This window comes from Streptococcus sp. E17BB (assembly GCF_041807725.1).
Lineage (GTDB): Bacteria > Bacillota > Bacilli > Lactobacillales > Streptococcaceae > Streptococcus > Streptococcus entericus.
On record NZ_JBGTZC010000010.1, the window covers coordinates 18551 to 42890 of the forward strand.

23 protein-coding genes and 4 pseudogenes are annotated in these 24340 nt (G+C 45.8%); 24 read left to right on the forward strand and 3 right to left on the reverse strand.

Features of this window, described 5'->3' with window-relative positions; genetic code table 11:
• Nucleotides 1-116 precede the first annotated feature (116 nt).
• A complete protein-coding gene (locus ACERC7_RS03540) occupies nt 117-656 on the forward strand; it encodes a 5-formyltetrahydrofolate cyclo-ligase (RefSeq protein WP_373666164.1) in 540 nt (179 codons plus the stop codon).
• A complete protein-coding gene (locus ACERC7_RS03545) occupies nt 640-1323 on the forward strand; it encodes a rhomboid family intramembrane serine protease (protein ID WP_373658499.1) in 684 nt (227 codons plus the stop codon). Before ACERC7_RS03540 ends, ACERC7_RS03545 begins: the two co-directional genes overlap by 17 nt.
• 642 nt (nt 1324-1965) lie before the next feature.
• Here ACERC7_RS03545 and ACERC7_RS03550 read toward each other — a convergent pair.
• The 3 genes from ACERC7_RS03550 to ACERC7_RS03560 are packed head-to-tail and all read right to left on the reverse strand — an operon-like array spanning nt 1966 to nt 3888.
• Nucleotides 1966-2997, reverse strand: a complete 1032-nt coding sequence (locus ACERC7_RS03550) for a DUF4097 family beta strand repeat-containing protein (RefSeq protein WP_373666165.1) — start codon at nt 2995-2997, stop codon at nt 1966-1968.
• Nucleotides 2994-3575: a DUF1700 domain-containing protein gene (locus ACERC7_RS03555; RefSeq protein ID WP_373658501.1), complete on the reverse strand. Its 582-nt coding sequence runs from the start codon at nt 3573-3575 to the stop codon at nt 2994-2996. The genes ACERC7_RS03550 and ACERC7_RS03555 overlap by 4 nt, the downstream gene beginning before the upstream one ends.
• Entirely contained in the window at nt 3562-3888 is a 327-nt protein-coding gene (locus ACERC7_RS03560; RefSeq protein WP_018368077.1) for a PadR family transcriptional regulator, read from the reverse strand. The genes ACERC7_RS03555 and ACERC7_RS03560 overlap by 14 nt, the downstream gene beginning before the upstream one ends.
• Before the next feature lie 227 nt (nt 3889-4115).
• On the opposite strand from ACERC7_RS03560, the gene ACERC7_RS03565 reads away from it, so the two are divergent.
• The 22 genes and pseudogenes from ACERC7_RS03565 (at nt 4116) to ftsH (ending at nt 24258) form a co-directional block, all read left to right on the forward strand.
• Nucleotides 4116-5120: a glycosyltransferase gene (locus ACERC7_RS03565; RefSeq protein WP_373666182.1), complete on the forward strand. Its 1005-nt coding sequence runs from the start codon at nt 4116-4118 to the stop codon at nt 5118-5120.
• Between the two features lie 19 nt (nt 5121-5139).
• Nucleotides 5140-6474 carry a glycosyltransferase family 4 protein gene (locus ACERC7_RS03570; RefSeq protein WP_373666166.1) on the forward strand — a complete coding sequence of 445 codons (1335 nt, stop codon included), beginning with the start codon at nt 5140-5142 and terminating at the stop codon, nt 6472-6474.
• A 40-nt stretch (nt 6475-6514) separates the two neighbouring features.
• Nucleotides 6515-6823, forward strand: a complete 309-nt coding sequence (locus ACERC7_RS03575; protein ID WP_373666167.1) for a hypothetical protein — start codon at nt 6515-6517, stop codon at nt 6821-6823.
• An 18-nt stretch (nt 6824-6841) separates the two neighbouring features.
• Nucleotides 6842-7906, forward strand: a pseudogene (gene proB / locus ACERC7_RS03580) (glutamate 5-kinase).
• A gap of 10 nt (nt 7907-7916) precedes the next feature.
• Nucleotides 7917-8671, forward strand: a pseudogene (locus tag ACERC7_RS03585) (aldehyde dehydrogenase family protein).
• Nucleotides 8672-8680: 9 nt separating this feature from the next.
• A complete protein-coding gene (gene proC, locus ACERC7_RS03590) occupies nt 8681-9508 on the forward strand; it encodes a pyrroline-5-carboxylate reductase (RefSeq protein ID WP_373658505.1) in 828 nt (275 codons plus the stop codon).
• Between the two features lie 613 nt (nt 9509-10121).
• Nucleotides 10122-12059: a threonine--tRNA ligase gene (gene thrS, locus ACERC7_RS03595; RefSeq protein ID WP_373666168.1), complete on the forward strand. Its 1938-nt coding sequence runs from the start codon at nt 10122-10124 to the stop codon at nt 12057-12059.
• 66 nt (nt 12060-12125) lie between these two features.
• Complete coding sequence (locus ACERC7_RS03600; protein ID WP_373666169.1) at nt 12126-12512, forward strand: hypothetical protein; 387 nt, start codon at nt 12126-12128, stop codon at nt 12510-12512.
• Nucleotides 12513-12711: 199 nt separating this feature from the next.
• Nucleotides 12712-13218 carry an aromatic acid exporter family protein gene (locus ACERC7_RS03605; protein ID WP_373666170.1) on the forward strand — a complete coding sequence of 169 codons (507 nt, stop codon included), beginning with the start codon at nt 12712-12714 and terminating at the stop codon, nt 13216-13218.
• 79 nt (nt 13219-13297) lie between these two features.
• On the forward strand, nt 13298-13666 hold the full coding sequence (locus tag ACERC7_RS03610) for a MerR family transcriptional regulator (protein WP_373658509.1): 369 nt from the start codon (nt 13298-13300) through the stop codon (nt 13664-13666).
• A gap of 20 nt (nt 13667-13686) precedes the next feature.
• Entirely contained in the window at nt 13687-15030 is a 1344-nt protein-coding gene (gene glnA / locus ACERC7_RS03615) for a type I glutamate--ammonia ligase (protein WP_373666171.1), read from the forward strand.
• A 98-nt stretch (nt 15031-15128) separates the two neighbouring features.
• Nucleotides 15129-16356 (forward strand): annotated as a pseudogene (locus ACERC7_RS03620) (MFS transporter).
• A 34-nt stretch (nt 16357-16390) separates the two neighbouring features.
• A pseudogene (locus ACERC7_RS03625) lies at nt 16391-16519 on the forward strand (hypothetical protein); the annotation flags it as partial.
• A gap of 253 nt (nt 16520-16772) precedes the next feature.
• Nucleotides 16773-17621 carry an aldo/keto reductase gene (locus tag ACERC7_RS03630; RefSeq protein WP_373658512.1) on the forward strand — a complete coding sequence of 283 codons (849 nt, stop codon included), beginning with the start codon at nt 16773-16775 and terminating at the stop codon, nt 17619-17621.
• A gap of 238 nt (nt 17622-17859) precedes the next feature.
• A complete protein-coding gene (locus ACERC7_RS03635) occupies nt 17860-18354 on the forward strand; it encodes a helix-turn-helix domain-containing protein (RefSeq protein ID WP_373666172.1) in 495 nt (164 codons plus the stop codon).
• An 87-nt stretch (nt 18355-18441) separates the two neighbouring features.
• Complete coding sequence (locus tag ACERC7_RS03640; protein WP_373658514.1) at nt 18442-18714, forward strand: RNA-binding S4 domain-containing protein; 273 nt, start codon at nt 18442-18444, stop codon at nt 18712-18714.
• Entirely contained in the window at nt 18701-19072 is a 372-nt protein-coding gene (locus ACERC7_RS03645; RefSeq protein WP_018368186.1) for a septum formation initiator family protein, read from the forward strand. The genes ACERC7_RS03640 and ACERC7_RS03645 overlap by 14 nt, the downstream gene beginning before the upstream one ends.
• Nucleotides 19072-19179, forward strand: coding sequence for an SP_0009 family protein (locus ACERC7_RS03650; RefSeq protein ID WP_373666173.1), 108 nt, complete (start codon nt 19072-19074; stop codon nt 19177-19179). Before ACERC7_RS03645 ends, ACERC7_RS03650 begins: the two co-directional genes overlap by 1 nt.
• Nucleotides 19180-19191: 12 nt before the next feature.
• Entirely contained in the window at nt 19192-20460 is a 1269-nt protein-coding gene (locus tag ACERC7_RS03655; protein WP_373666174.1) for a serine hydrolase, read from the forward strand.
• Nucleotides 20461-21744 carry a tRNA lysidine(34) synthetase TilS gene (tilS, locus tag ACERC7_RS03660; protein ID WP_373666175.1) on the forward strand — a complete coding sequence of 428 codons (1284 nt, stop codon included), beginning with the start codon at nt 20461-20463 and terminating at the stop codon, nt 21742-21744.
• Entirely contained in the window at nt 21725-22267 is a 543-nt protein-coding gene (hpt, locus tag ACERC7_RS03665) for a hypoxanthine phosphoribosyltransferase (protein WP_018368190.1), read from the forward strand. The genes tilS and hpt overlap by 20 nt, the downstream gene beginning before the upstream one ends.
• 14 nt (nt 22268-22281) lie before the next feature.
• Complete coding sequence (gene ftsH / locus ACERC7_RS03670) at nt 22282-24258, forward strand: ATP-dependent zinc metalloprotease FtsH (RefSeq protein WP_373666176.1); 1977 nt, start codon at nt 22282-22284, stop codon at nt 24256-24258.
• Nucleotides 24259-24340 lie beyond the last annotated feature (82 nt).

Consider the following 24340-nt stretch of genomic DNA (forward strand, 5'->3'; position numbering starts at 1 on the left):
GAAAGTGGTAGTTTTAGGAAATATTTTATTATAGCTCCGAAACCTTAAAAAAACCTTAAACCGGCTTAAGGTAGCAAAGATTATCCAAAAATTGGAAAATCTGCTATGATAGAGACATGACAAAAAAGAAACGGCGACAGGAGATTTTGGCGTGGCTTAGAGCTTGGTCGCCTAAGGCAAAAGCCCTTGTTGACCAAGGTCTGTTGGAGAGCTTGCTTAAGCACGATGCCTATTGTCAGGCTCAGACAGTGGCAACCTATCTATCCCTCCCCCATGAATGGCAGACGGCTCCCTTCATTGATCGTGCGCTGTCAGACGGTAAACAGGTGGTTGTCCCGAAACTTGTCGGTGACGTAGAGATGGTCTTTGTTCCCTACTGTTCAGATGAGCTGACAGAAGGTGCTTTGGGGATTTTATCACCGACGTCTCATGATGTGGTTGATAAGTCTGAGATTGACCTCATTCATGTGCCTGGGCTACTTTTTAATCGTCAAGGCTATCGTATCGGCTATGGTGGCGGTTTTTATGACCGCTACTTGGCAGACTATGAGGGCATGACCTTGGCGACGGTTTATGAAAAGCAGCTCTGCCATTTTACACCTGAGCCCCACGATATAGCAGTAAAGGAGTTGATTTATAGTGAGACAAATCCGTGAATTTTATAGAGACTACCCGATAACAGCTGGACTGTTAGTGATGATGGTGGCGGTTTATCTAGTGATGAACCTTGTCTTTCCCTTTTACGCGACCAGCAACACCGCTATTTTGACCTTTGGTGGGTTATTTGGCGCCTTGATTCGCGTAGACAGTAGCCAGTGGTGGCGGATAATATCCAGTAACTTTGTTCATATTGGCTTGCAGCACCTGTTGATGAACGGTTTTAGCCTCTACATCGTCGGTAAAATAGCAGAGCAGGTCTGGTCGAAACGAGATTATATCCTATTGTTTTTGGTGTCAGGCGTTTTTGGTGGTTTATTGACCATCGCTTTAGCCCCTCAAGTCCTATCAGCAGGCGCCTCATCGTCTATCTTTGGTATCTTTGCAGGGGTGGCTATTATGGGATATTTTGGGAATAATCTCTTGCTTAAACAGATGGGACGGAGCTTTCAAACCCTGATTGTTGTGAACTTGTTGTTTAACCTCTTTATGCCAAGTATTAACATCTGGGGACATTTAGGGGGTGCGATTGGTGGTGCCCTGTGTGCCGTTATCTTGCCAAACCGTGTCGACCCGTATGCTTTTTCTAAAAAACAAAAGCAGCAGGCTTTGCTAGCTCTTCTTGGTCTCAGTGCCCTGCTGTTAGCCCTATTTTACCTGAGATAGATAAGGGATGTTAACCCATCGGTCGTTCCTTACTTCTAAACGGTATGGCTTAGGAGGCAACAGCAATGTTTAAGGCTTGTTCAGCCGTAAGGATAATTTGGCAGGTGAAGGGGACCCTAAGCAACCAGTAGTGTTTTATCGGTCTTAGAGTTCTCAATGAACAACAAGGACAAGTCTAGTGCTGTCAGAACCAGTCAAGGATTGCTCATAGTTACCACGTCTTATTGCTTGATGAGGATAAAAGGACGAGACGGAGACAAAAGTAAATGGTACCCCAACAGTTGGATACAACACCTAACTGTTGGGGTGCTATTTTTATGATTTTGAATGACAAAGGCAGCATTCGATTTTCCTCCTTAAGGTGCTGATGTCGTCTGATCAGGGCTGTAAAAGCTGATGACCCCAGCGTATTAGAGCGCTCAACCTCTACGTCTTACTTAGTTAATAATTACCAAGAGGGAGAAATTAGGACCTCTGTCCCAGGCTTAGCCCGCTCCTATATAGTCGATAGGAGAGGGCGAGTTCTGACGAATTACCGGATGTGCTCTGCGCTTTTTGGTACAAAAAAGCTCCATCTTCTGCTGTTACTGTTTTCTGACAGAAGATAGAGCTTTGTGATAGCCAGGCAGATGATGACTGATTTTATCTCAATTTGATGTCTGCATGGTCATTGATAATGGTTAGCTTGTTTTTGTTACCTGCTCGGCTACGAGTGGCTTTTTGGTCATTGTCCGTGATGTCTTTCAGACTAGGGTTCAAGGTCAGCTGACCGTACTCGCTGGTTGTGAGGTCTAGGTCAATGTTGTTTTTGCTGGTTTCAGATAAGCTGATGTCAACGAGATACTCTGATGTGGTCATCGTCACATCACCCAGAACAGTTAGGTTTTCAGCAGAAATCGAAGCTGCCGAAAATGTCATCTTGCTGTTGTCCAGGGTCGTGTTTTTAAGTTGCATCGGGGCATATTCTCCCTTGATGGTACTATTTTTGATGATGCTATCTTGAGCAGAAAAGTCGCTGTTATAGGTGATGGTAGCACCATCTAGGGTCGTTTTGTTAAAATGCAAGGAATAATAATTATCACTGGTGATGTTTTTGAGGTGGCTATCATGGAATGTCCCGTTGTTGATATGCCCTTTGTCAACAGTCAGTTGCTGGGCATCCAAATGAGAATAAGGGACATCAAGAGATTTAATGTGCGCATCTCTGATAAAGAGGCTACCGTGGGTTGCGATGCGTAACTCATCAAGTGTTATGCCTTTAGGCAAGGCGAGAGAGATTTTACCATTTTCACGATTGATGCTGTTCATGATTTTACTGATGACGTTGAGCCCACCTTGGAGAATAATCTTCTCCTCCTGTTCGCCGTGGTCAGAGAGGCTGAGTTTACCATTGGCATCAGAGAGATTCGCCTTGGTATTTTCCTCATCTTCCCAGTAATGGTAGGTCAGGTGAATCTTATCGTCATCAGAAGGGTAGACGTCAATGTATTTGTTCGTAGCAGCGATATCGATGCTCTTTAAGTCTGTGTAAGTTTTGGTGACTGTCACAGGTTGGTTGAGCTGGCGTAATTGGTCAAAACCACCTGTCAGCAAGCTACTGAATACCATAACCAGTCCGATAATCAGACTAGCAAAGCCGAAGATAAAGAGACTTTTAAGGGTAATCTTTTTCATGCGCGTTGTCCTTTCTTGATAATCCATTTGACCAAGGTTTTAAGACCATGAGCAGTCCACTTGCCAAAGACATAAACCAAAAGTGCCAAGAGCAAGGCGCTGCCCAGCATGGCTAGACCGCCACCAAAACCGAAGGCGAAAAGTTGCCCCTGCCCAAGATAGGCCAGGGCATCCCAGAGGAAGATCCCTGCACCGATGAAAAGGGCTAGGCAAAATGATGCACCAGCCACCATCAGGCTAAAAAAGAGAACGACAAGGGCAGCTAATAGGGCTAAAATGATCAAAATAACAGGAATTCCAACAGGAACGGCAAAGATAGCTAGGATAATCAGCCAAATCATCTGCCGCTTGGTGCGTGGTGGGTAGCGGTCTTCCATGACCTTTTTATCCAAGATGTTGTTAATCAAGTCCCTGGCGGCCTCTTTGGGTGTACCCAGTTCTGCCATCACCAAGGCTTCATTTTCCTCGCCTGCTTCTGCAAAGTACTCGGTAAAGTAAGCCATGGCCTCCTCGTAATCTGCCTGGGGTAGCTTGCGTAAGTGGCTGTCAAGCTGCTTGAGGTATTCAGTTCTTGTCATGTGTCAATCTCCCTTCGATGATGTCGTCTATCTTGCTTGTGTAGAGCTGCCACTCTGCTTTCAGATAGACAAGTTGTTCCCTTCCGTTTGGGGTTATGGAGTAGTATTTCCTCGTCCGTCCCTGATGTTCCTGAGAGTAGGTCGTCAGGTATCGCTCTTGAACCAAGCGTTTCAAAATCGGGTAGAGGGTCGACTCCTTGATGTTGGCAATCAGCTTGATTGTCTGACTGATGTCGTAACCATAAGAATCATGGTCTGACACAATCGCCAGAATCAAGAATTCGATGACTGTGGCTGATGTTGGAAAATACATCCTGTCACCTCCTTGTATAAAATTTTTATATATAAATTGATTATATATAAAAATAATACACATGTCAAGACAAACCTTAAAAATAATTTGCCATCTTCTAAAATGAGTGTGACGCAGCTGAAAAGCTCTGCTATTTCTCCGTAAACGAACAAGTTTGTAAGGTCTTTTCGAGAGTTTTTTCAGGCTAATTGGTGAAAAAATACCTTAAATGAGGTATAATGACAGTTATGAATGTTTTACTTTACTTGGAAGCCGAACACTACCTCAGAAAGTCAGGTATTGGTCGTGCCATCAAGCACCAAGAGCTCGCGCTGGATTTGGCTGGTGTGCCTTATACCAAAAATCCGGAAGATTCTTATGATTTGGTGCACATCAATACCTATGGTTACAAGAGCTGGTTGTTGATGGCTCGTGCCCAAAGGGCTGGAAAGAAGGTCATCATGCATGGGCACTCGACAGAGGAGGATTTTCGGGATTCTTTTATCGGTTCAAACCTGGTCAGTCCTCTATTCAAGTGGTATCTCTGCCAGTTTTATCAGAAAGCTGATGCCATTATCACGCCGACAACCTATTCCAAGTCTTTGATTGAGCGTTATGGGATTACTCGTCCGATTTATGCCGTGTCCAATGGGATTGACCTTGCTCGCTACCAAGCAGATCCTGCTAAGGAAGCAGCTTTTCGTCAGTATTTTGGTTTGACAGATGACCAGCCTGTGGTGATGTGTGCAGGTCTTTACTTCAAACGTAAGGGGATTGAGGACTTTGTCAAAGTGGCAGAGCGATTGCCACATGTTCGTTTTATCTGGTTCGGAGAGACCAACAAGTGGGTAATCCCTTGGTCAGTCAGACGGATTGTCGAAAAACATCACCCAGAAAATGTGACGTTCGCAGGTTACATCAAAGGAGATATCTTTGAAGGCGCGATGACCGGGAGTGATGCGTTTTTCTTCCCAAGTAAGGAGGAGACGGAAGGGATTGTTGTCTTGGAGGCTTTAGCTAGTCGCCAGCATACTGTTTTGAGAGACATCCCTGTTTACAAGGGGTGGGCTGATCACCAAGCGGTTCATTTAGCATCAGATGTGGACGGCTTTGTGGATGCGTTGACAGCTATTCTATCAGGAAAAACAGACAAAAGAGAGGCAGGTTATGCTGTCGCTCAGTCCCGCGCCATCAATCGTATCGGTGAAGCGTTAAAAGCAGTTTATCAAGAGGTCTTAGATTTTACAGATTGACCTCTATAAAGGAGAGGTTATGCGTATCGGTTTGTTTACAGACACTTATTTTCCTCAGGTTTCTGGTGTTGCGACCAGTATTCGGACCCTAAAAGAAGAGTTGGAAGAACTAGGGCATGAGGTTTATATCTTTACGACAACAGATAAGGCAGTCGGTCGCTACGAGGATCCGACGATTATTCGTCTGCCCAGTGTACCTTTTGTGTCCTTCACGGATCGTCGTGTGGTCTATCGCGGGTTGATGACATCTTATCGCATTGCCAAGGCCTACCAACTAGACATTATTCATACCCAGACGGAGTTTGGGATGGGTAACCTTGGGAAATTGATTGGCAAAGCCCTGCGGATTCCTGTCGTTCATACTTACCATACCCAGTATGAGGACTACGTTGACTATATTGCCAAGGGCAAGATTATTCGCCCCGGGATGGTCAAATATATCGTTAGAGGCTATCTCAATAATTTGGACGGCATCATTTGTCCAAGTCGTATCGTCACCAATCTTTTAGAGGGCTATGAGGTTAAGCCTGTGAAGCGGACGATTCCTACAGGCATTCAACTGGATCAGTTTGTTCGCGATGACATTTCACAAGAAGATGTTGACCGCTTGCGACAGGATTTAGGGTTTCAGCCGTGCGACACCATGCTTTTAAGCCTGTCTCGTATTTCTTCTGAAAAAAATATTCAGGCTATCCTAGCCAGTTTGCCAGAGGTTTTAAGCGAGTACCCGCATGTTAAGCTGGTTGTGGTTGGAGATGGGCCTTACCTGACAACCCTCAAGCAACTGACGACCCAACTAGGTTTAGAGGCATCGGTGATTTTTACTGGCATGATTGACCATAATCAGGTTGCTTTGTATTATAAGGCTTGTGACTTTTTTATCTCAGCTTCGACTAGTGAGACACAGGGGCTAACTTATACGGAAGCCTTGGCTTCTGGTAAACCAGTCATCGCTCACGGCAATCCTTATCTTGATGACCTCATCACAGACAAGATGTTTGGCACACTCTACTACGATGCGAGGGATTTGCCTGCTGCGATTATTGATGCACTTGTCAGCACGCCAGAGATGACACAGAAGCATTTAACTCAAAAACTAAACGCTATCTCAGCTCAGCAATTCGGCAAGGCTGTCTATAGCTTCTACCTTGATGCGATTATCGCTAAAGCAGCCTGTCGCCAGTACAAGTATTCTCTGACAATGGAAGGCAGTCCAGCAGACCGCTCCCTTCAGCTTGTCAAGCAAACGGCAGTCTTGCCGGTGACGCTTGTCAAAAAGACAGCAACGACTTCTGCCAAGGTCTTCAAGGCACCGATTAAAGTGATTACAAGTATCAAGGATTTCTTGGAATAGCCCAGTTTGCTTGTGTTTGCTGGCTATCAGGGAGGGACTGATGAGAAAAAACTATTATTACTATCTGCCTTATGTGATTGGACCGGTCATCACTTATTGGTTATCGGAAATCTATCATCTGTTGATGATTGTCGGTTTTGCACCCTATGATTATCTGGTCTTGAAAGGTCTTGCGGTGTCTAATCTCCTCATTTTAAGCCCGATCATGATGAGTATTCCTCCTATAGTTATAGCACCCCAAAAGTTAGACAAAATAGCCAACTTTTGGGGTGCAGTTCATTATTATCTCCTCTTTTTCAGGTCTAGAAAAACCCCTAAAAAGATGGTATACTGGTTTAACACATGCTAGGAAAGAAGAGAGATGAGAATGACAGACGCTACGATTGTTTTTAAGGTCGGGACCAGCTCCATTACCCAAGAAAATGGAACCATTGACCGCATTAAAATTGCCCGTTTAACCAATCAGTTGGCCTAGCTTCATCAAAAAGGCTATCAGGTGGTCTTGGTGACATCAGGGTCGATTGCGGCGGGTTTTCGTCGTTTGGGCTTTGATAAATGTCCGACTAAGATTGCGGAAAAACAGGCCAGCGCAGCGGTTGGTCAGGGCTTGCTGATTGAAGAGTATACTCAAAACTTCATGAAAGATGGGATTGTGTCGGCGCAGGTCTTGCTGACGCAGGATGATTTTGCAGATTCCAGACGCTATCAGAACGCTTCGAAAGCTCTGCAGGTCTTATTGCGCCAGCGAGCCATTCCCATCATCAATGAAAATGACACGGTTGCCATCGAGGAAATCAAGGTTGGGGACAACGATAACCTGTCGGCACAGGTGGCGTCCTTGCTCAAGGCAGACTTGCTGGTGCTGTTGACAGATGTGGATGGTCTCTATACAGACAATCCTACCAGCAATCCCCATGCCCAGCATATTCCCGTCGTAGATCAGGTGACGCAAGAACTCTTTGAAATGGCAGCGGGTGCAGGCTCCTCCAATGGTACAGGTGGCATGACGACCAAGTTGCAGGCCGCTCAGTTAGCGACCAAGTCAGGTGTTCCTGTCTTTATCTGCTCTTCCAAAACGGATACAGCTCTCTTAGAAGCGGTCACACAGACCAATCGTGGCACTCTCTTCTTAGCGGATGAGCATGCCATGACCCAACGCAAGCAATGGCTAGCTTTCTATGCTCGGACAGACGCAGCTGTTGTGATTGATGGCGGAGCTGCTCAAGCCATGGTAGAGGAAGGGCGCAGTTTATTGGTCGCCGGTATTCAAGACGTCAGAGGGCATTTTGAAGTTGGTGACATCGTCGCTGTCTATCAAGAAAACGAAGAGCAGCTCATCGGAAAAGGTCGGGTGAAGTGGTCTGTACAGGCGTTGACCACCAAACAGGCAGAAGGGGTCTTTATCCATCGCAATGACTGGGTAACCCTGTAGGAGGAACATCATGCACACAACACAAGCATTACTCGATTCGTTAGTGGATCACAAGCTGGCCATCAATCTAGCAGATACCGCAAAAAAAACGCTGCTCTAGCTGCCATGGCTGACCAATTGGAAGCAGATACGAATCAGATTTTAGCAGCCAATGCCAAGGACATGCTAGCAGCCCAAGGCAAGATTAGCTCGGTCATGCAGGACAGGTTGCTTCTGACAGCGGAGCGGATCAAGGAGATGGCAGATGGGACTCGTACCTTGATTGCCCTGCCTGATCCTGTCGGTCTGACCTTGGAAGAAACACGGTTGGACAATGGTCTGATCATTGAAAAACGCTCACAGCCCTTTGGTGTGATTGGTATGATTTATGAAAGCCGTCCTAATGTGACGTCTGACGCAGCAGCCTTGGCGATCAAAAGTGGCAATGCGGTGATTCTGCGTGGTGGCAAGGAGGCCTTTGCGTCTGCCAAAGCTATTGTGACAGCTCTCAAGGCAGGTTTAGTGGCGGCGGGACTGCCGGCTGAAGTTATTGAGCTGGTAGAGGATACCAGTCGTCAGTCTGCGCTAGAGCGCTTTACCCAACAAGTGAATGCCGCAGCAGTCTATGTCAATGCCTCTACCCGCTTTACGGATGGTGGGCAGTTTGGACTGGACTGTGAGCTGGGGATTTCGACGCAAAAAATGCACGCCAGAGGTCCTATGGGCTTGCGGGAGATGACGACCTACAAGTACATTATTCGTGGCAATGGGCAGATCAGGCAGTAGGAGGGATAGATGGAGGTTGGATTTATCGGTTTGGGCAATATGGGAGCTAGTCTGGCTCGAGCAGTCGCTCAAGTGCCTGATGTCACAGTCCTTTTGAGCCAGCATAATCTGGAAAAAGCCAAGGCTGTGCAGGCGAGCATTGGTGGGGAGCTTATGACCAATAGTGGCCTTGTTTCTCAAGCGGACGTCATTTTTCTTGGGGTCAAACCCCAGCAAGTGCCGACTGTTTTGGAGGAGTTAGAAGCGGTCATTCAGAAACGCCCAGAGGTCATCTGGGTATCTATGGCAGCTGGTCTGACCTTGGCACAGCTTGCGGATTACCTCCCCACTCAACGTTTGGTGCGCATCATGCCCAACACCCCTGTCGCTATCGGTCAAGGGATGACCACTCTTTCCAGTCACGATGCAGCAGCTCAGCAGCTCGTGCAGGACTTGCTGGCTGCTTCTGGTAAGGTATTCCCTTTGCCAGAAGCTCAGATGGATGCTGCGACTGCTATCGCAGGCTGTGGTCCAGCCTTTGTCTATACCTTTATTGAGGCGTTGGCAGATGCAGGAGTGACTCATGGTTTGCCCAGACAGCTGGCACTGGAACTAGCAGGACAAACCCTTGTCGGAGCAGGGGAGTTGACCCTAGAAAGCAGTGACCACCCAGCCCAGCTGCGAGATGCTGTCTGCTCCCCAGGGGGAGCGACTATTGCAGGTGTCCTTGCACTAGAAGAGCATGGTTTTCGCCACGCGACCCAATCAGCTGTCACCGCAGCGCTTTATCGGACAAAAGCACTATCATCAGATGCTCGATGGGTGGTTTGCACAAAATATGCACTATTCAGTGATTAAAAATACAGGCTCTCACTTTGTTGAATAACGGCTACTGATTGTTTTCTTAATTTTTAAAGACTTCCTCATCAGCCCCACCAAGAGATGTGTAGCCGCCATTTACCAAAGAAAAAGCATCTGTGACGGCCATGCAGGCAAGAATGTTTCATAAAATGAGCAGAAGAGCTTGAAATCATCAGCGAATCCTGCTATACTGTTGGGTAGAGACATATCATTCCTAGGAAATCTTTGAGAGAGCGTGCGGTTGCTGGAAAGTACGCAGAGGATAGGTCTGACACTACTCGGTATCATTTTATGCAAACATAAAAGGGTGGTTCCCTTATCGCCAAACATGAGGTTCATGGCTATTTGTCATGGATAAATGAAGGTGGAACCACGTTACGACGTCCTTTTGTGAGGGCGTCGTTTATTTAGTTTGACGTTAGCTTAAATGCTCACGTCTCTAAAAAAGAATGAAAAAATATAGAAAGGAACTGAAGGGTCAAGCTCGTATTCATTCTAACTGAATACGGGTTACTGACGGCGGAAAAAAGATAAATCTCCCTAGAAGCTAGCTTATGTGGTTGATTTCCTATTTTTCTGAGTCCGTTTAACACCCTTTATATCTTAAACGATGATTAACATTACTTTCCCAGATGGTGCGGTGCGTGAATACGCCAAAGGCACAACAACTTATGACATTGCTCACTCTATCAGCCCTGGTTTGGCGAAAAAAGCTTTGGCTGGTAAGCACAATGGTATCTTGATTGACACCGTGCGTCCGATTGAGGAAGATGGCAGCCTTGAAATCGTCATGGCTGACCACGAGGATGCCTTGGACTTGCTCCGCCACTCCGCCGCTCACGTCTTTGCCCAAGCGGCTCGCCGTCTCTTCCCTAACCTGCGTTTGGGGATTGGTCCTGCCATTGAAAATGGCTTCTACTATGACACGGACAATGGTGAGGGGCAGCAAATTTCCAATGAAGATTTGGAAGCTATCGAAAAAGAGATGGCCAAGATTGTTCAAGAAAACCACCCATGCATCCGTGAGGAAATCACCAAAGAAGAAGCGCTGGATCTCTTTGCGGACGACCCATACAAGCTGGAGTTGATTAAGGAACATGCGGACAAGGGCTTGACCGTTTACCGTCAGGGCGAATTTGTCGACCTCTGCCGTGGCCCGCACGTGCCGTCAACAGGTCGTGTACAGGTCTTTAAGCTCCTCAATGTAGCTGGTGCGTACTGGCGGGGCAATTCTGACAATGCCATGATGCAGCGGGTTTACGGGACAGCTTGGTTTGACAAGAAAGACCTAAGGAGCTACCTGCAAATGCGGGAAGAAGCCAAAGAGCGTGACCACCGTAAACTTGGTAAGGAATTGGACCTTTTCATGATTTCCCAAGAAGTCGGACAAGGTCTGCCGTTTTGGTTGCCAAATGGGGCGACTATCCGTCGTGAGCTAGAGCGCTACATCGTGGATAAGGAGTTGGCGTCTGGCTACCAGCATGTTTATACGCCACCGCTTGCCAGCGTTGACCTCTACAAAACCTCAGGTCACTGGGATCATTATCATGAGGACATGTTCCCTGTCATGGACATGGGAGATGGGGAAGAGTTTGTCCTGCGTCCGATGAACTGTCCGCACCACATTCAGGTCTTCAAGCACCATGTGCACTCTTACCGCGAGTTGCCGATCCGCATCGCCGAAATCGGCATGATGCACCGCTACGAGAAATCAGGTGCCCTGTCAGGTCTCCAGCGGGTGCGGGAAATGTCCCTCAACGACGGTCACTTGTTTGTCACTCCAGAGCAGATTCAGGAAGAATTCCAAAAAGCCCTGCAACTCATCATTGATGTCTATGCAGACTTTAACCTGACCGAGTACCGCTTCCGTCTGTCTCTACGTGACCCAGAGGACAAGGAAAAATACTTCGACGACGACCAGATGTGGGAGAATGCTCAAGGCATGCTGAAAGCTGCCCTTGATGAAATGGGTGTGGACTACTTTGAAGCCGAAGGCGAAGCAGCCTTCTACGGGCCGAAGTTGGACATTCAGGTTAAAACCGCCCTTGGAAACGAGGAAACCCTGTCCACCATTCAGCTGGACTTCCTTTTGCCAGAACGCTTTGACCTCAAGTACATCGGCGCAGATGGCGAAATGCACCGCCCTGTTATGATTCACCGTGGGGTCATTTCAACCATGGAACGCTTTACCGCTATCTTGATTGAAACCTATAAAGGTGCCTTCCCAACTTGGTTAGCGCCACAACAGGTAACAGTGATTCCGATTTCCAACGACGCCCACGCGGATTACGCTTGGGAAGTGGCAAAAGCCCTCAAAGACCGCGGTGTCCGTGCTGAGGTCGATGAGCGCAATGAGAAGATGCAGTACAAGATTCGTGCGTCACAGACCAGCAAGATTCCGTATCAGCTGATTGTCGGGGACAAGGAGCAGGCAGACCGTGCGGTTAATGTCCGCCGCTACGGCTCAAAAGAAACCGAAACGGTTGCCCTTGACAGCTTTGTGGAGAGCATATTGGCAGATATCGCGAGAAAGTCGCGTAAGGATTAATGAGAGGCTTAAAAACCTGCGATTGCAGGTTTTTAGTTGGTATAATTTGGTAAGGAGGAATTTAATATGGGATTGTTTGACCGTTTTTTCAAAAAATCAGAACCAGATTCAGTTTCTAGAGATTATCAGAATGTAGATCCTTACCTAGCTCAACCACAGTTTTATCAAGACCAAGATATCAAGACCTTTGGTAGCTTTGCGCTAACAGAAGGGACCTTGACCCTCTTGCCTCATGCGCCTGAGACCAGTTATGCTGTAGATGGTCAGTCCATCAGTGATTACCGCTTAGCCCTGATTAGTACCAGCCGTGACGACCTGATTGGGATTGTCGACTTCCAGGCTGCCCTTCTCTTGTTGAGGGAAATGGCTGTGCAGACAACAGATACCCATCTACTCTTGCCGCCTTTAAGCCTTGAAGAACTCGAACATATCGCAACAAAGGCAACAGCATAATGTTTGAGTAGCTTGTTTTTGTTTAGTGCCGATGGGTTTCCATGACCTCAGCATTGCAAACTGTCTGATTAGACATTACGGATTTTCTGAAAAATCTCGACAAGACTTGCAACAGGTTTGACGTTGCAAGTCTTTTTTTGTTCGAGAGAGATGGTCGCCTAAACGATCAATGCCAACCAAGTTATGGTATAATGAACATATGAGGTTCAAATTTGATAAAAGTAAATTGAAAATTGGCATGCGCACGGCTAAGACTGGTTTAGCGGTTTTTTTAGTGTTGACCATTTTTGGCTGGCTAGACTGGGAAGGAGCTCAGATTGCAGCCTTGACCGCTGTCTTTAGTCTGCGTGAAGACTTTGATAAGAGCCTGTCCTTCGGGGCATCTCGTATTTTGGGCAATACCATAGGTGGGCTGTTAGCCTTGGTGTTTTATGTGGTGAGTGGCTGGTTTGGGCACCATCCGCTTGTTGGCATTATCTTGCTGCCAGTGTTAACCATGTTGACGATTGTGTTAAATGTCGCACTGACAAACGTGTCAGGGGTCATTGGTTCAGTCTCTGCTTTGCTGATTATCTCCTTGGCGGCACCTGCTGGTAGCACGTCGCTCTACGTTGTTACCAGAGTTTTTCAGACTTTTGTTGGAGTTTTTGTTGCTATTTTGGTAAATGGCGATTTGGCAACATGGAAAAATATGCTTAAAAAATAGACTCATGTCATAAATTATAACATGAGTCTATTGACATTTTTGGGCAATACTTTTATAATGAGTTAAGGAGGAGAACATCATGAAAGAGAAGGAATTTCGCCGGTCGTTAGCTGTTTTTCCAATCGGTAGTGTGATGAAGTTGACGGACCTGACCGCACGACAGATTCGTTACTATGAAGATCAGGAGTTGTTAACGCCTGAACGCACAGACAGCAATAGACGACTATATTCGTTGAACGATATGGACAGGCTCTTGGAAATCAAGGATTTTATTGCTGAGGGGTTAAATATTGCTGCCATAAAGAGAGAGTATGCTCAGCGTGAACAGCAGTTTGTTCAACTAAAACCATCTCTAACAGATGACGATGTGCGGCGCATTTTGCGAGATGAATTGCAGTCGCAGAGTCGATTTTCGACATCATCCACACCGTTTTCTCATAGAGGTTAGATTTTCAAAGAGGAGTAGTTATGACCATCACTAAAGCGGATATTCTCCGACAAGTTGAAGAAAAAAATGTCACGTTCTTACGTTTAATGTTTACAGATATTCTAGGAACGATGAAAAACGTTGAAATTCCTGCAACGCCAGAACAGCTAGAAAAAGTGTTATCAAATAAAGCCATGTTTGACGGTTCCTCCATCGAAGGATTTGTCCGGATCAATGAGTCTGACATGTACCTTTACCCCGACTTGGATACCTGGATTGTTTTTCCTTGGGGAGATGAGAATGGTGCGGTGGCAGGTCTGATTTGCGATGTTTATACAGCCGAGGGTGAGCCTTTTGCTGGAGATCCGCGTGGCAATTTGAAACGAGCGCTATCGCATATGAAAGAGCTAGGCTACACTTCCTTTAACCTTGGTCCAGAGCCTGAGTTTTTCCTCTTTAAGCTAGACGAAAAAGGAGCTCCGACCCTGGAAGTCAATGATAAGGGTGGGTATTTTGATTTAGCACCAACAGATTTGGCGGACAATACCCGACGCGAGATTGTCAACGTCTTGACCCAGATGGGGTTTGAAGTCGAAGCTAGCCATCACGAATGTGCTGTCGGTCAGCACGAGATTGATTTCAAGTATGCCGATGTCCTGAAAGCCTGTGATAATATTCAGTTATTCAAGCTGGTTGTTAAAACGATCGCCCGTAAGCACGGCATGTATGCGACCTTTATGGCCAAACCCAAATACGGCATTGCTGGTTCAGGAATGCACTGCAACATGTCCCTTTTTAATGAGCAGGGCAACGCATTTGAAGATTCAAAAGACCCAAGGGGAATGGGGCTGTCACAAGACGCTTATTACTTCCTTGGTGGCTTGATGGCACATGCTTATAGCTACACTGCCATTACCAATCCAACGGTGAACTCCTATAAACGTCTGGTCCCAGGTTTTGAGGCGCCTGTCTATATCGCTTGGGCTGGTCGCAATCGTTCACCACTCATTCGTGTTCCTGCTAGCCGAGGAATGGGGACACGGCTGGAGCTACGTTCGGTTGATCCGACAGCCAACCCTTACCTGGCTATGGCGGTCTTACTTGAGGCTGGTTTGGATGGGATTGTTAATCAGATTGAAGCACCTAAGCCGGTTGAGACTAATATTTATGGCATGTCCAGAGAGGAGCGACGTGCGGCAGGCATTATTGATTTGCCGTCAACCTTGCACAATGCCCTAAAAGCACTCCGAACATCTGATGTTGTTCGCTCTGCCTTGGGAGAGCATATCTTTACCAATTTTTATGAGGCCAAGCGCATCGAGTGGGCAAGCTATGCCAGTTTTGTTTCCCAGTGGGAAATTGATAATTACCTTGATTTGTATTAAACCCAGTTAACCAATTAACGATAGGATGATCGGCGGGAGTGGCTTTCAGCCGCTTTTTGTGTTAAAATGGGAAGAAACAATAGCTTAGAAAGATAACCATGACAGAATTTTTCTCTTTACCCAAGCAACTCCAATGGCGAGAAGGTTTGCGGTTTGTTTCCATTATCTTAGGCTCTGCTATTTTTCCCTTTATGTCCATGTATTACGTCCAGTATTTTGGGGCTTTTGTGACGGGGCTTTTAGTCATGGGCACTCAGGCGGCCAGCTTTATCGCCATTCTTTATGGCGGCCACTTGGCAGACTCGCTGGGGCGTAAAACAGTAACGGATTGGGGCAATCTAGGTGTTTTGATTGGCTACCTGGTGACCTTATTTGCTAATATTCCTGGTCAGGTTCAGCCGCTATTAACCTTTGTTGGGATTTTTACGGTGGAAGTTTTTTCCAACTTTGCCCATCCTGCCTATGATGCCATGATCGTTGATTTAACTAAATGAGGGGAATCGTCGTTTTGTTTACACCATTAGTTATTGGATTCTCAATGTGGCGGTGATGCTGGGAGCAGGTGTTGCTGGTGCCTTTTATGACAAACACTTCTTTGAATTGCTCTTGGCCATGACAGGTATTGCGGCTGTCACTTATCTCATCATGCTCTGGAAGTTTGAGGAGACCAGGCCGGCTGATTTTGTGTTTCATCACGGTCAGGGGCTACTTTCCACCTTCAAGAACTATGGTGAGGTGGTTAAGGATTGCGCGTTTATGGTGTACACGTTTGGAGTCGTCCTTTTTTCGGCGGTCTGGACTCAAATTGACAACTATATTCCCATTCATTACAAAACCATCTACCAGCCGACGGTGGTCTTTGGCATTGAGGTGACTGGGGCAAAATTGCTGAGCTTAGCAGTTTTAATCAACACAGTCATGATTGTGTTTCTGATGACAACAGCTAACCGTTTGACTAAACCGATGAAACTGATTCCTCAGTTGGTCTTAGGAGGGACGATTTTTGCGGTGGGTATCTTTTCGGCCTTTACCTTCAAAAACCTCTGGTTGATTTTGTTGTCAGCTGTCGTTTATACGGTAGGTGAGATGATCAATGTTCCAGCTAGTCAAGTCTTACGGGCAGACATGATGGATCAGAATAAAATTGGCTCCTATTCAGGCTTTATTGCCATGGCTCACCCAATTGGTTACATCCTTGCAGGTAGTATGGTTTCCCTGAGTGAATTTACTGGGGTGTTGGGTGTTCAAATTAGTTTTGTTTTGGTAGCTAGCTTAGGTCTTTTCTTGATTGTTCAGGGGGCAAAGATGAAAGGCATTGCTCGCTAGCCTCAATCAAACATTACTCAGATGATAAACTGCTGATGCTGTTCGCTCTGCCTTGGGAGAACATATCTTTACCAATTTTTATGAGGCCAAGCGCATCGAGTGGGCAAGCTATGCCAGCTTTGTTTCCCAGTGGGAAATTGATCATTACCTTGATTTGTATTAAATTTGCACTAACCTATACCATTTATCTTGTGGTTAATTGCCTGCAGGTAGATGGTTTTTTTGATAGTCTGTTAAGCAAACCGGTCAGCTGTTCTAATGCTAGCTTAATCTCGAAGGCAAAATAGCTATTTTAATCGGTTGATAGCTGGTGAAAAGAAAATTATCACTCATTCCAAGAACGTTTACGATACCACTTTCTTGCCTCTGCTCGGCAATTAACCTATAATAGACCTATCAGTAACAGGAGGTTTTAGATGGAACATTATACATTGACGAACGGCGTTGCTATTCCAAAGATTGGCTTTGGAACCTGGCAGATTCCAGAGGGCGAGGTTGCCTATGAGGCAGTAAAAAATGCTCTTGCAGTAGGCTATAGGCATATTGACACAGCGCAGATTTATGGCAATGAGCGCTCGGTTGGTCGTGCCATTGCAGACAGCAATCTGGCGCGTGAGGACATTTTCTTGACGACCAAAGTCTGGAATGATAAGCAAGACTATGACAGTGCGAGGGACTCTGTGCTAGAGTCCATGGATAAGCTGGGTGTCAGTTATCTGGACATGGTACTGATCCACTGGCCAAATCCTAAGAGCCTCCGTGATCAGGATGCTGAGGGTTGGCGGAACCGTAACGCCCAAGTCTGGTCTGCTTTGGAAGACCTCTATGAGGAAGGTAAGATCCGAGCAATTGGTGTGTCAAACTTCATGCCCCACCACATTGAGGCTTTGCTTGAGACGGCTGATATTATCCCTCATGTCAATCAGGTGCTCCTAGCGCCAGGCACTACTCAGGAGGAGTTGGTTGCCCTTTGTCAGCAGCATGGTATCTTGCTGGAGGCGTATAGTCCTTTTGGAACTGGAACGCTTTTTGGGAACCCTCTTGTGGAGGAAATGGCAGAGCGCTACCAGGTACCTGTTGGTAAGCTTGCCTTGGCGTGGTCGCTGCAAAAAGGCTTCCTTCCTCTTCCTAAATCAGCTACTCCAGCCAACATCGCAGCCAACCTCGACTGCTTTGGTCTGACCCTCAGCGCAGCAGATATTGCTATACTGGATAAATTGGACGGTGTGAAGAGCCAGTCCAATCCAGATGAGGTTAATTTTTAACAAGTGAGAAAGGTTTACAACATTGTCAAGGTTGTAAACCTTTTTGTCACTAAAAACAGCCCTTGTCAAAGCCTTTTGTCACAGAAAAGCCTCCCTGACAAAGGAATTTTGTGGTAAACTGGGAGCAAAAGCGGTAATCTGGTATCACCAAGGAGGACATCACAATGGAACTACAAGGCAGACTAGTGTCACTTAGAAAAGAAAACTTAGAAAAGAAAGGGGGTTATCACAGGAAGAATTGGCGGAGAAACTTTATGTGTCACGCCAAACCATTTCCAACTGGGAGAGGGGGCAAACCTATTCCGACATCAACAGCCTGCTCTTGATAGCAACCTATTTTGATGTGTCCTTGGATGATTTAGTAAAAGGAGACATTGATGAGATGAAGCATCAAGTAAATCAAAAACAATTCAAAAAATGGGTAACGATTTTAGGGATTGTCTGGTTTCTCTTTGCGGTCGCGTATCCGACCCGACTGCTATTGACAGGCACTCAATTTACTGCTTTGGTTAGCTTATTAGCTATTCCTTTTCTTCATGCACATGCCCGAGTTTTTCATATCTGGAAAAGTCAAGATTTTAGAACCTATGCCGATATTCTAAACTTCTTGGACAATAAGAAAAAACACGAGCCCAGTGTTCGTGGGGATATTTGGTTCACGGTAAAATTGATTTTCTCCATCTGGTTGATTTTCTTTGCAGGTACAGTTGTGTCGGCATTATTATTCTGGTAAAAGTGAGTTTAGACTCACTTTTTCTGCGTTTAGCTCTGCTATTTTTCCAAAAAAGTGATAAAATAAGATAGTTAGGGAGGTGAACCCATGAGATTAGATAAGTATTTGAAGGTGTCGCGGATTATCAAGCGGCGGACAGTTGCCAAGGAAGTCGCAGACAAGGGACGAATCAAGGTCAATGGCATCTTGGCAAAATCGTCAACGGACTTGAAAATAAATGACGAGGTGGAAATTCGTTTTGGGAACAAACTCTTGACCGTGCGTGTTCTGGAGATGTTGGACAGTACCAAGAAAGAAGACGCGAGCAAGATGTACGACATCATCAGCGAAACGAGGATAGAGGATCATGAAGACGTCTAAAGTTGTCCAAATCAATAATGAGTTTATCCAAGACGAGCAACTAAAGAGGCGTTATCAGGCTGAGGAGACGAAAAAACACCACCGTTTCTTAGGTGTTACCATGGTGCTGATTGTCCTGCTCTTTATCCTGCCAACCTACAATATGGTGGCAAGTTACGTCAAACTTAACGAAAAAAAAGCTGAAATTGAGACACTCAAGCAGGCTTATAAAGACGTCCAAACTGAGACGGCCAAGCAAAAAGAGTTGGCACGGCGGCTACAAAATGAAGAATATGTTGAAAAATACGCTCGCGCCAAATACTATTATTCACTAGAAGGTGAGACGGTCTATCTCTTGCCTGATTTATTACCAAAATAATGGACGATTTAATTAAAACAATTGAAAAATTTCTGGCTTACTCAGATGACAAGCTGGAAGAATTGGCTGAGAAGAACCAAGCACTGAGAGAACAGACTGACGCATAGGAAGGAGGAGCTGTGAAAAAACTGTTAGCACTGATGGTTCTGCCTGTTTTTTTGGCACCTCTGACCATCATCAGCACAGAGCACGAGCTCGTTTTGACCGAGGCTGAAAAAAAGAGTTTTCTAGCATGGACATCAGATTTTTCGACGATTCCAAAGAATCCACGCCTGTTTCAAGAGACACGGGCTTATCTGGATAAAAACCTTACTGAGTTTGGTCAGCTGGTATCTGCTGACGAGTCTCTTGTGATTGAGGAGTTAATCATCAACGACAACCTCTTGCCGGTTTTCAAGATAGCCGATGGTCGCTTTATCGAAGCCAGTCAGTTGGTGGTGTTTGATGATGTGGAGTTGAGTAGAGAACAGGTGTCACAGACCGTTTGGTTGAAAGCAGGGGCAGCAGTCTATGATAAGCCCTACGTCATCGGGGCTAAGGAAGTCAAAACAGACTTAGTAGCACGTCAGCAGCTACTCGTCACAGAACAAGCCACCACCCATGATGGGGTCTATTACCTGATTGCTGGTAAGGGTTGGGTATCGAGTAAAGAGCTGTACACTGATCCTGTTGAGGCTGTTCAAGCTCTGCTATTGGACAAGTACCAAAAAAACAACTTGTCTATTTACATTCAGCGTTTAGATGATGGTGCAGAAGCAGGCGTCAATGCTGAACAAGGGATGTATGGTGCCAGCATCACCAAACTAGCGACGATCTATGAGACCCAAAGACAGCTCAATGACGGTGCGATTAAGCTGTCAGATACCTTTAAGTACATACCAGAGGTCAATCGGTCTAGAGGATTTTATGACCCTGAAGGGGCTGGGAATATTAGTAAGATACCAGACGGCAAGGACTATACCGTTGAGGACTTGTTAAAGGCAGTGACCAAGCAATCAGATAATGTGGCGAGTAACATGCTAGGTTACTATGTTGCAAATCAGCTGAACAGGGCTTTTCAAACGGATATTTGGCTGTTGCTTGGTGATGAATGGGATATGGTGAAGCGAGAGCTATCAGCTAAGATAGCTGGACAGATGATGGCAGAGCTTTATCACCAGGGTGGAGAGGCGCTGACTTATATGACAGAGACAGCTTTTGATGATAGCCGTATCTCAAAAGACATCGCAGTCCCTGTTGCCCATAAAACAGGTGATGCCGATGAATTCCGTCATGATGTTGCCGTCGTCTATGCAGAGCGTCCCTTTGTTTTATCTATTCTGACCGCCCATAGTTCCTATGATGAGATCACTGCCATTGCTAATGATGTTTACAATCTATTGAAATAAATGAAGAAAAAACTATTAAAGCACTTCTTGGCTAAGGGCTATTTTACCTATCATCAACAGGTATTGGTTGCTGTTTCTGGAGGATTGGACTCCATGACCTTGCTCAATCTTCTTTATGATTGGCGTGAGGAGCTGGGGATTGAGCTGGGAATTGCTCATGTCAACCATCAGCAACGGCCTGAGTCAACTGACGAAGAAAACCATCTGCGTAGCTTGGCGGAGCGGTTGCAGTTGCCTATTTTTGTCGCTCATTTTTCAGGAGCTTTTTCAGAAGAAAAAGCACGTGATTTTCGGTATGCTTTTTTTTCTCATATCATGGCAGAGCAGGGCTATACTGCTTTGGTGACGGGGCATCATCGTGATGATCAGGTTGAAACGATTTTGATGAGGCTGTTGCGGGGGAGCCGCCTGCGGCATTTATCCGGGATAAAAGAGGTTCAATCCTTCGGGTACGGGCAACTGATTCGTCCCTTGCTTTCTTTTTCTAAGTCAGATTTTCCAGACAGCGAACACTTTGAAGACCAGTCTAATCAAGAGTCTACTTATACCCGAAATCGTGTTCGTTTGGAGTATTTACCTTATTTGCGGCAGGAAAGTCCAAAACTTGACCAGCACTTGTTGGATCTAGGTCGAGAGAGTTTATTACTTTTGACAGCCCTGTCTGATTTATCCCAGGGTTTGTCTGCGACAGAGGTGTCGGTGTTCAGGCAGCAAACACCAGCCGTTCAGTATTTTCTGCTGCAAGATTACCTATCGTCTTTTGCTGATTTAGCCTTGAGTAAGGCTCAGTACCAACAAGTCTTGACTGTTTTAAGAACAAAAGCTAATTACCGTGCCCCATTAAAGAATGGCTACTGGCTGATAAAGGATTACAGCCATTGGCGAATCGAAAAAATCAATCCTGAGACGGATTTGCCTCAGCCACCCATCGTGTTAAACTATGGAGAAGAAGTGGTTTTCAATGATTTTTTGATTGCTTTTTCTGAAAATCAAGAGTCCGCTTACTTGTTGCCAGATTCATCGGCCTTGCTCATACGGTCGCCTTTGGCTGGGGATAAGATTCAGCTCGGCCATTTTCACAAAAAACTATCGCGACTGTTTATCGATGATAAGCTACCGCTAAATGACCGCCATAAGGCTCTCGTGATAGAACAACACGGACAGATTGAAATCGTTGTGACCAGTGATAAAACTTATTTGAGAAAAGACCCGAAACGTGATATAATGAGGTTCAGTGTAACGATTGTAAGACAAGGAGACAAAGATGTTAGAGCAGGATATTAAAACAGTTCTTTATACCAATGAGCAGATTGTTGCGGAAGCCAAGCGCTTAGGGAAGCAACTGACCGAAGACTATGCCGGCAAAACGCCACTTCTGGTCGGTGTTCTAAAAGGTGCCATTCCTTTTATGGCTGAGTTAATTAAGCATATCGATACCCATGTTGAGTTAGATTTTATGGTGGTATCAAGCTATCATGGTGGCGTGTCTAGCAGCGGTGAAGTCAAAATTATCAAGGACGTTGATACTAATATCGAAGGGCGTGATGTGATTTTCGTCGAGGATATCATTGACACTGGTCGCACGCTGAGGTATCTGCGTGATATGTTTGAGTATAGGAAAGCTGCTTCTATCAAGATTGTGACTTTGATCGACAAGCCAGAAGCTAGGGTCATTGATATCCAAGCTGACTATGTTGGTTGCCGAGTGCCGAATGAGTTTCTTGTCGGTTTTGGGCTTGACTATGAGGAAAAGTACCGTAACCTACCTTACATCGGTATCTTGAAAGAAGACGTTTATAACAAGTAATAGAAAGTGTTTAGATGAATAATAAAAAACCAAATGGCTTTGTCAGAAATCCATTTCTTTACATCATCACGATTGTAACCTTGATTTTTGGATTTCAGTATTTCTTTTTAGGAAATGGAACAACAAACCAGAAGATAGACTACTCAACCTTGATTAAAACGATTGAGGAAGATAAAGTTAAAGACATTACCTATCAGCCTGCCGGTAGTGTGATTAAGGTCACCGGAACCTATAAGGAACCGCAAAAGGTCAAAGAAACAAGCGAACTTTCCTTTTTTGGAAGTCCAACTATTACGGTTGAAAAGTTTTCTGCTACCCTGTTGACCAGTGAGACTTCCTTGCAAACCATACAGGAAGCGACCAAGGGTAAAGAAACTAGCTTAAAGGTTATTCCTGAAAGCTCTACGGGAACATGGGTCTCTGTTTTGATGAGTTTCTTGCCACTTGTCCTCATGATGTTTTTCTTAACGACCATGATGGGTGGCGGTGCAGGAGGCGGCGGTGGCCGCAATCCGATGAGCTTCGGTCGTAACAAAATCAAACCAGCTAACAAAGGCGATGTCAAAATCCGCTTCTCTGATGTTGCGGGTGCAGAAGAAGAAAAGCAAGAGCTGGTTGAAGTTGTTGATTTCCTTAAAAACCCTAAGAAATACAAGGATTTAGGTGCTCGGATTCCAGCAGGTATTCTCCTAGAGGGTCCTCCAGGAACAGGTAAAACCCTACTTGCCAAAGCGGTGGCTGGTGAGGCAGGTGTTCCGTTCTTCTCAATCTCAGGATCTGACTTTGTTGAAATGTTTGTCGGTATCGGTGCTAGCCGTGTGCGTTCGCTCTTTGAAGACGCTAAAAAGGCAGAGCGTGCCATTATTTTCATCGATGAAATTGACGCGGTCGGTCGCCGACGCGGCGCAGGCATGGGGGGTGGTAATGACGAACGTGAACAAACCCTCAACCAGCTCTTGATTGAGATGGATGGTTTCGAAGGGAACGAAAGCATCATCGTCATCGCAGCGACCAACCGTTCAGATGTGCTGGATCCGGCTCTTTTGCGTCCGGGACGCTTTGACCGCAAAGTTTTGGTTGGACGACCAGATGTCAAGGGTCGCGAAGCTATTCTGCGTGTCCATGCTAAGAACAAGCCTCTGGCAGATGATGTTGATTTGAAAGTTGTTGCCCAACATACCCCAGGTTTTGTTGGTGCTGACCTAGAAAACGTCCTTAATGAAGCTGCCCTAGTTGCCGCACGTCGCAACAAGACCAAAATTGATGCCAGTGATATTGATGAAGCAGAAGATCGTGTCATTTCTGGTCCATCTAAAAAAGATAGGCAGCGCTCTAAACATCAAAATGAGGTGGTTGCTTATCACGAGGCTGGTCATACCGTTGTCGGTCTAGTCTTGTCCAATGCTCGCGATGTTCACAAGGTTACCATTGTTCCTCGTGGCCGTGCAGGTGGGTATATGCTCGCTCTTCCTAAAGAAGATGAGATGGTTCATTCTAAGGACGAAATGAAGGAGCAGTTGGCAGGTCTCATGGGTGGTCGTGTAGCAGAGCAACTCAAGTTTAACATCCAAACAGCAGGTGCTTCAAACGACCTTGAACAAGCGACTGGTCTGGCGCGCGCGATGGTCACTGAGTATGGGATGAGCGACAAACTTGGACCTGTTCAGTATCAGGGTAATCATGCTATCCTCCCAGGACAAGGGGTACCAGATAAGTCTTACTCTGATGAGACAGCACTTCTCATTGATGCTGAAGTCCGTCACCTTCTAACAGAAGCTATGGACAAGGCGACAGAGGTTATCACCGCTAACTTAGACAAGTTGGAAATCATTGCTCAGGCTTTGATTAAACACGAAACTTTAGATGCAGCCCAAATCAAATCGCTTTATGAAACAGGCAGCATGCCTAAGGATATGGACGAACAAGTTGAGGCGCCACATGCTTTATCTTATGATGAGATCAAAGAGCGTATGGCAAATGACGAGTCATAAGTCATAGCAGTTTAAACAGGACGGTTTTGTCCTGTTTTTTCTTTTTAACAGTCGCTATAATTAAACCATCAACATCAAAAGG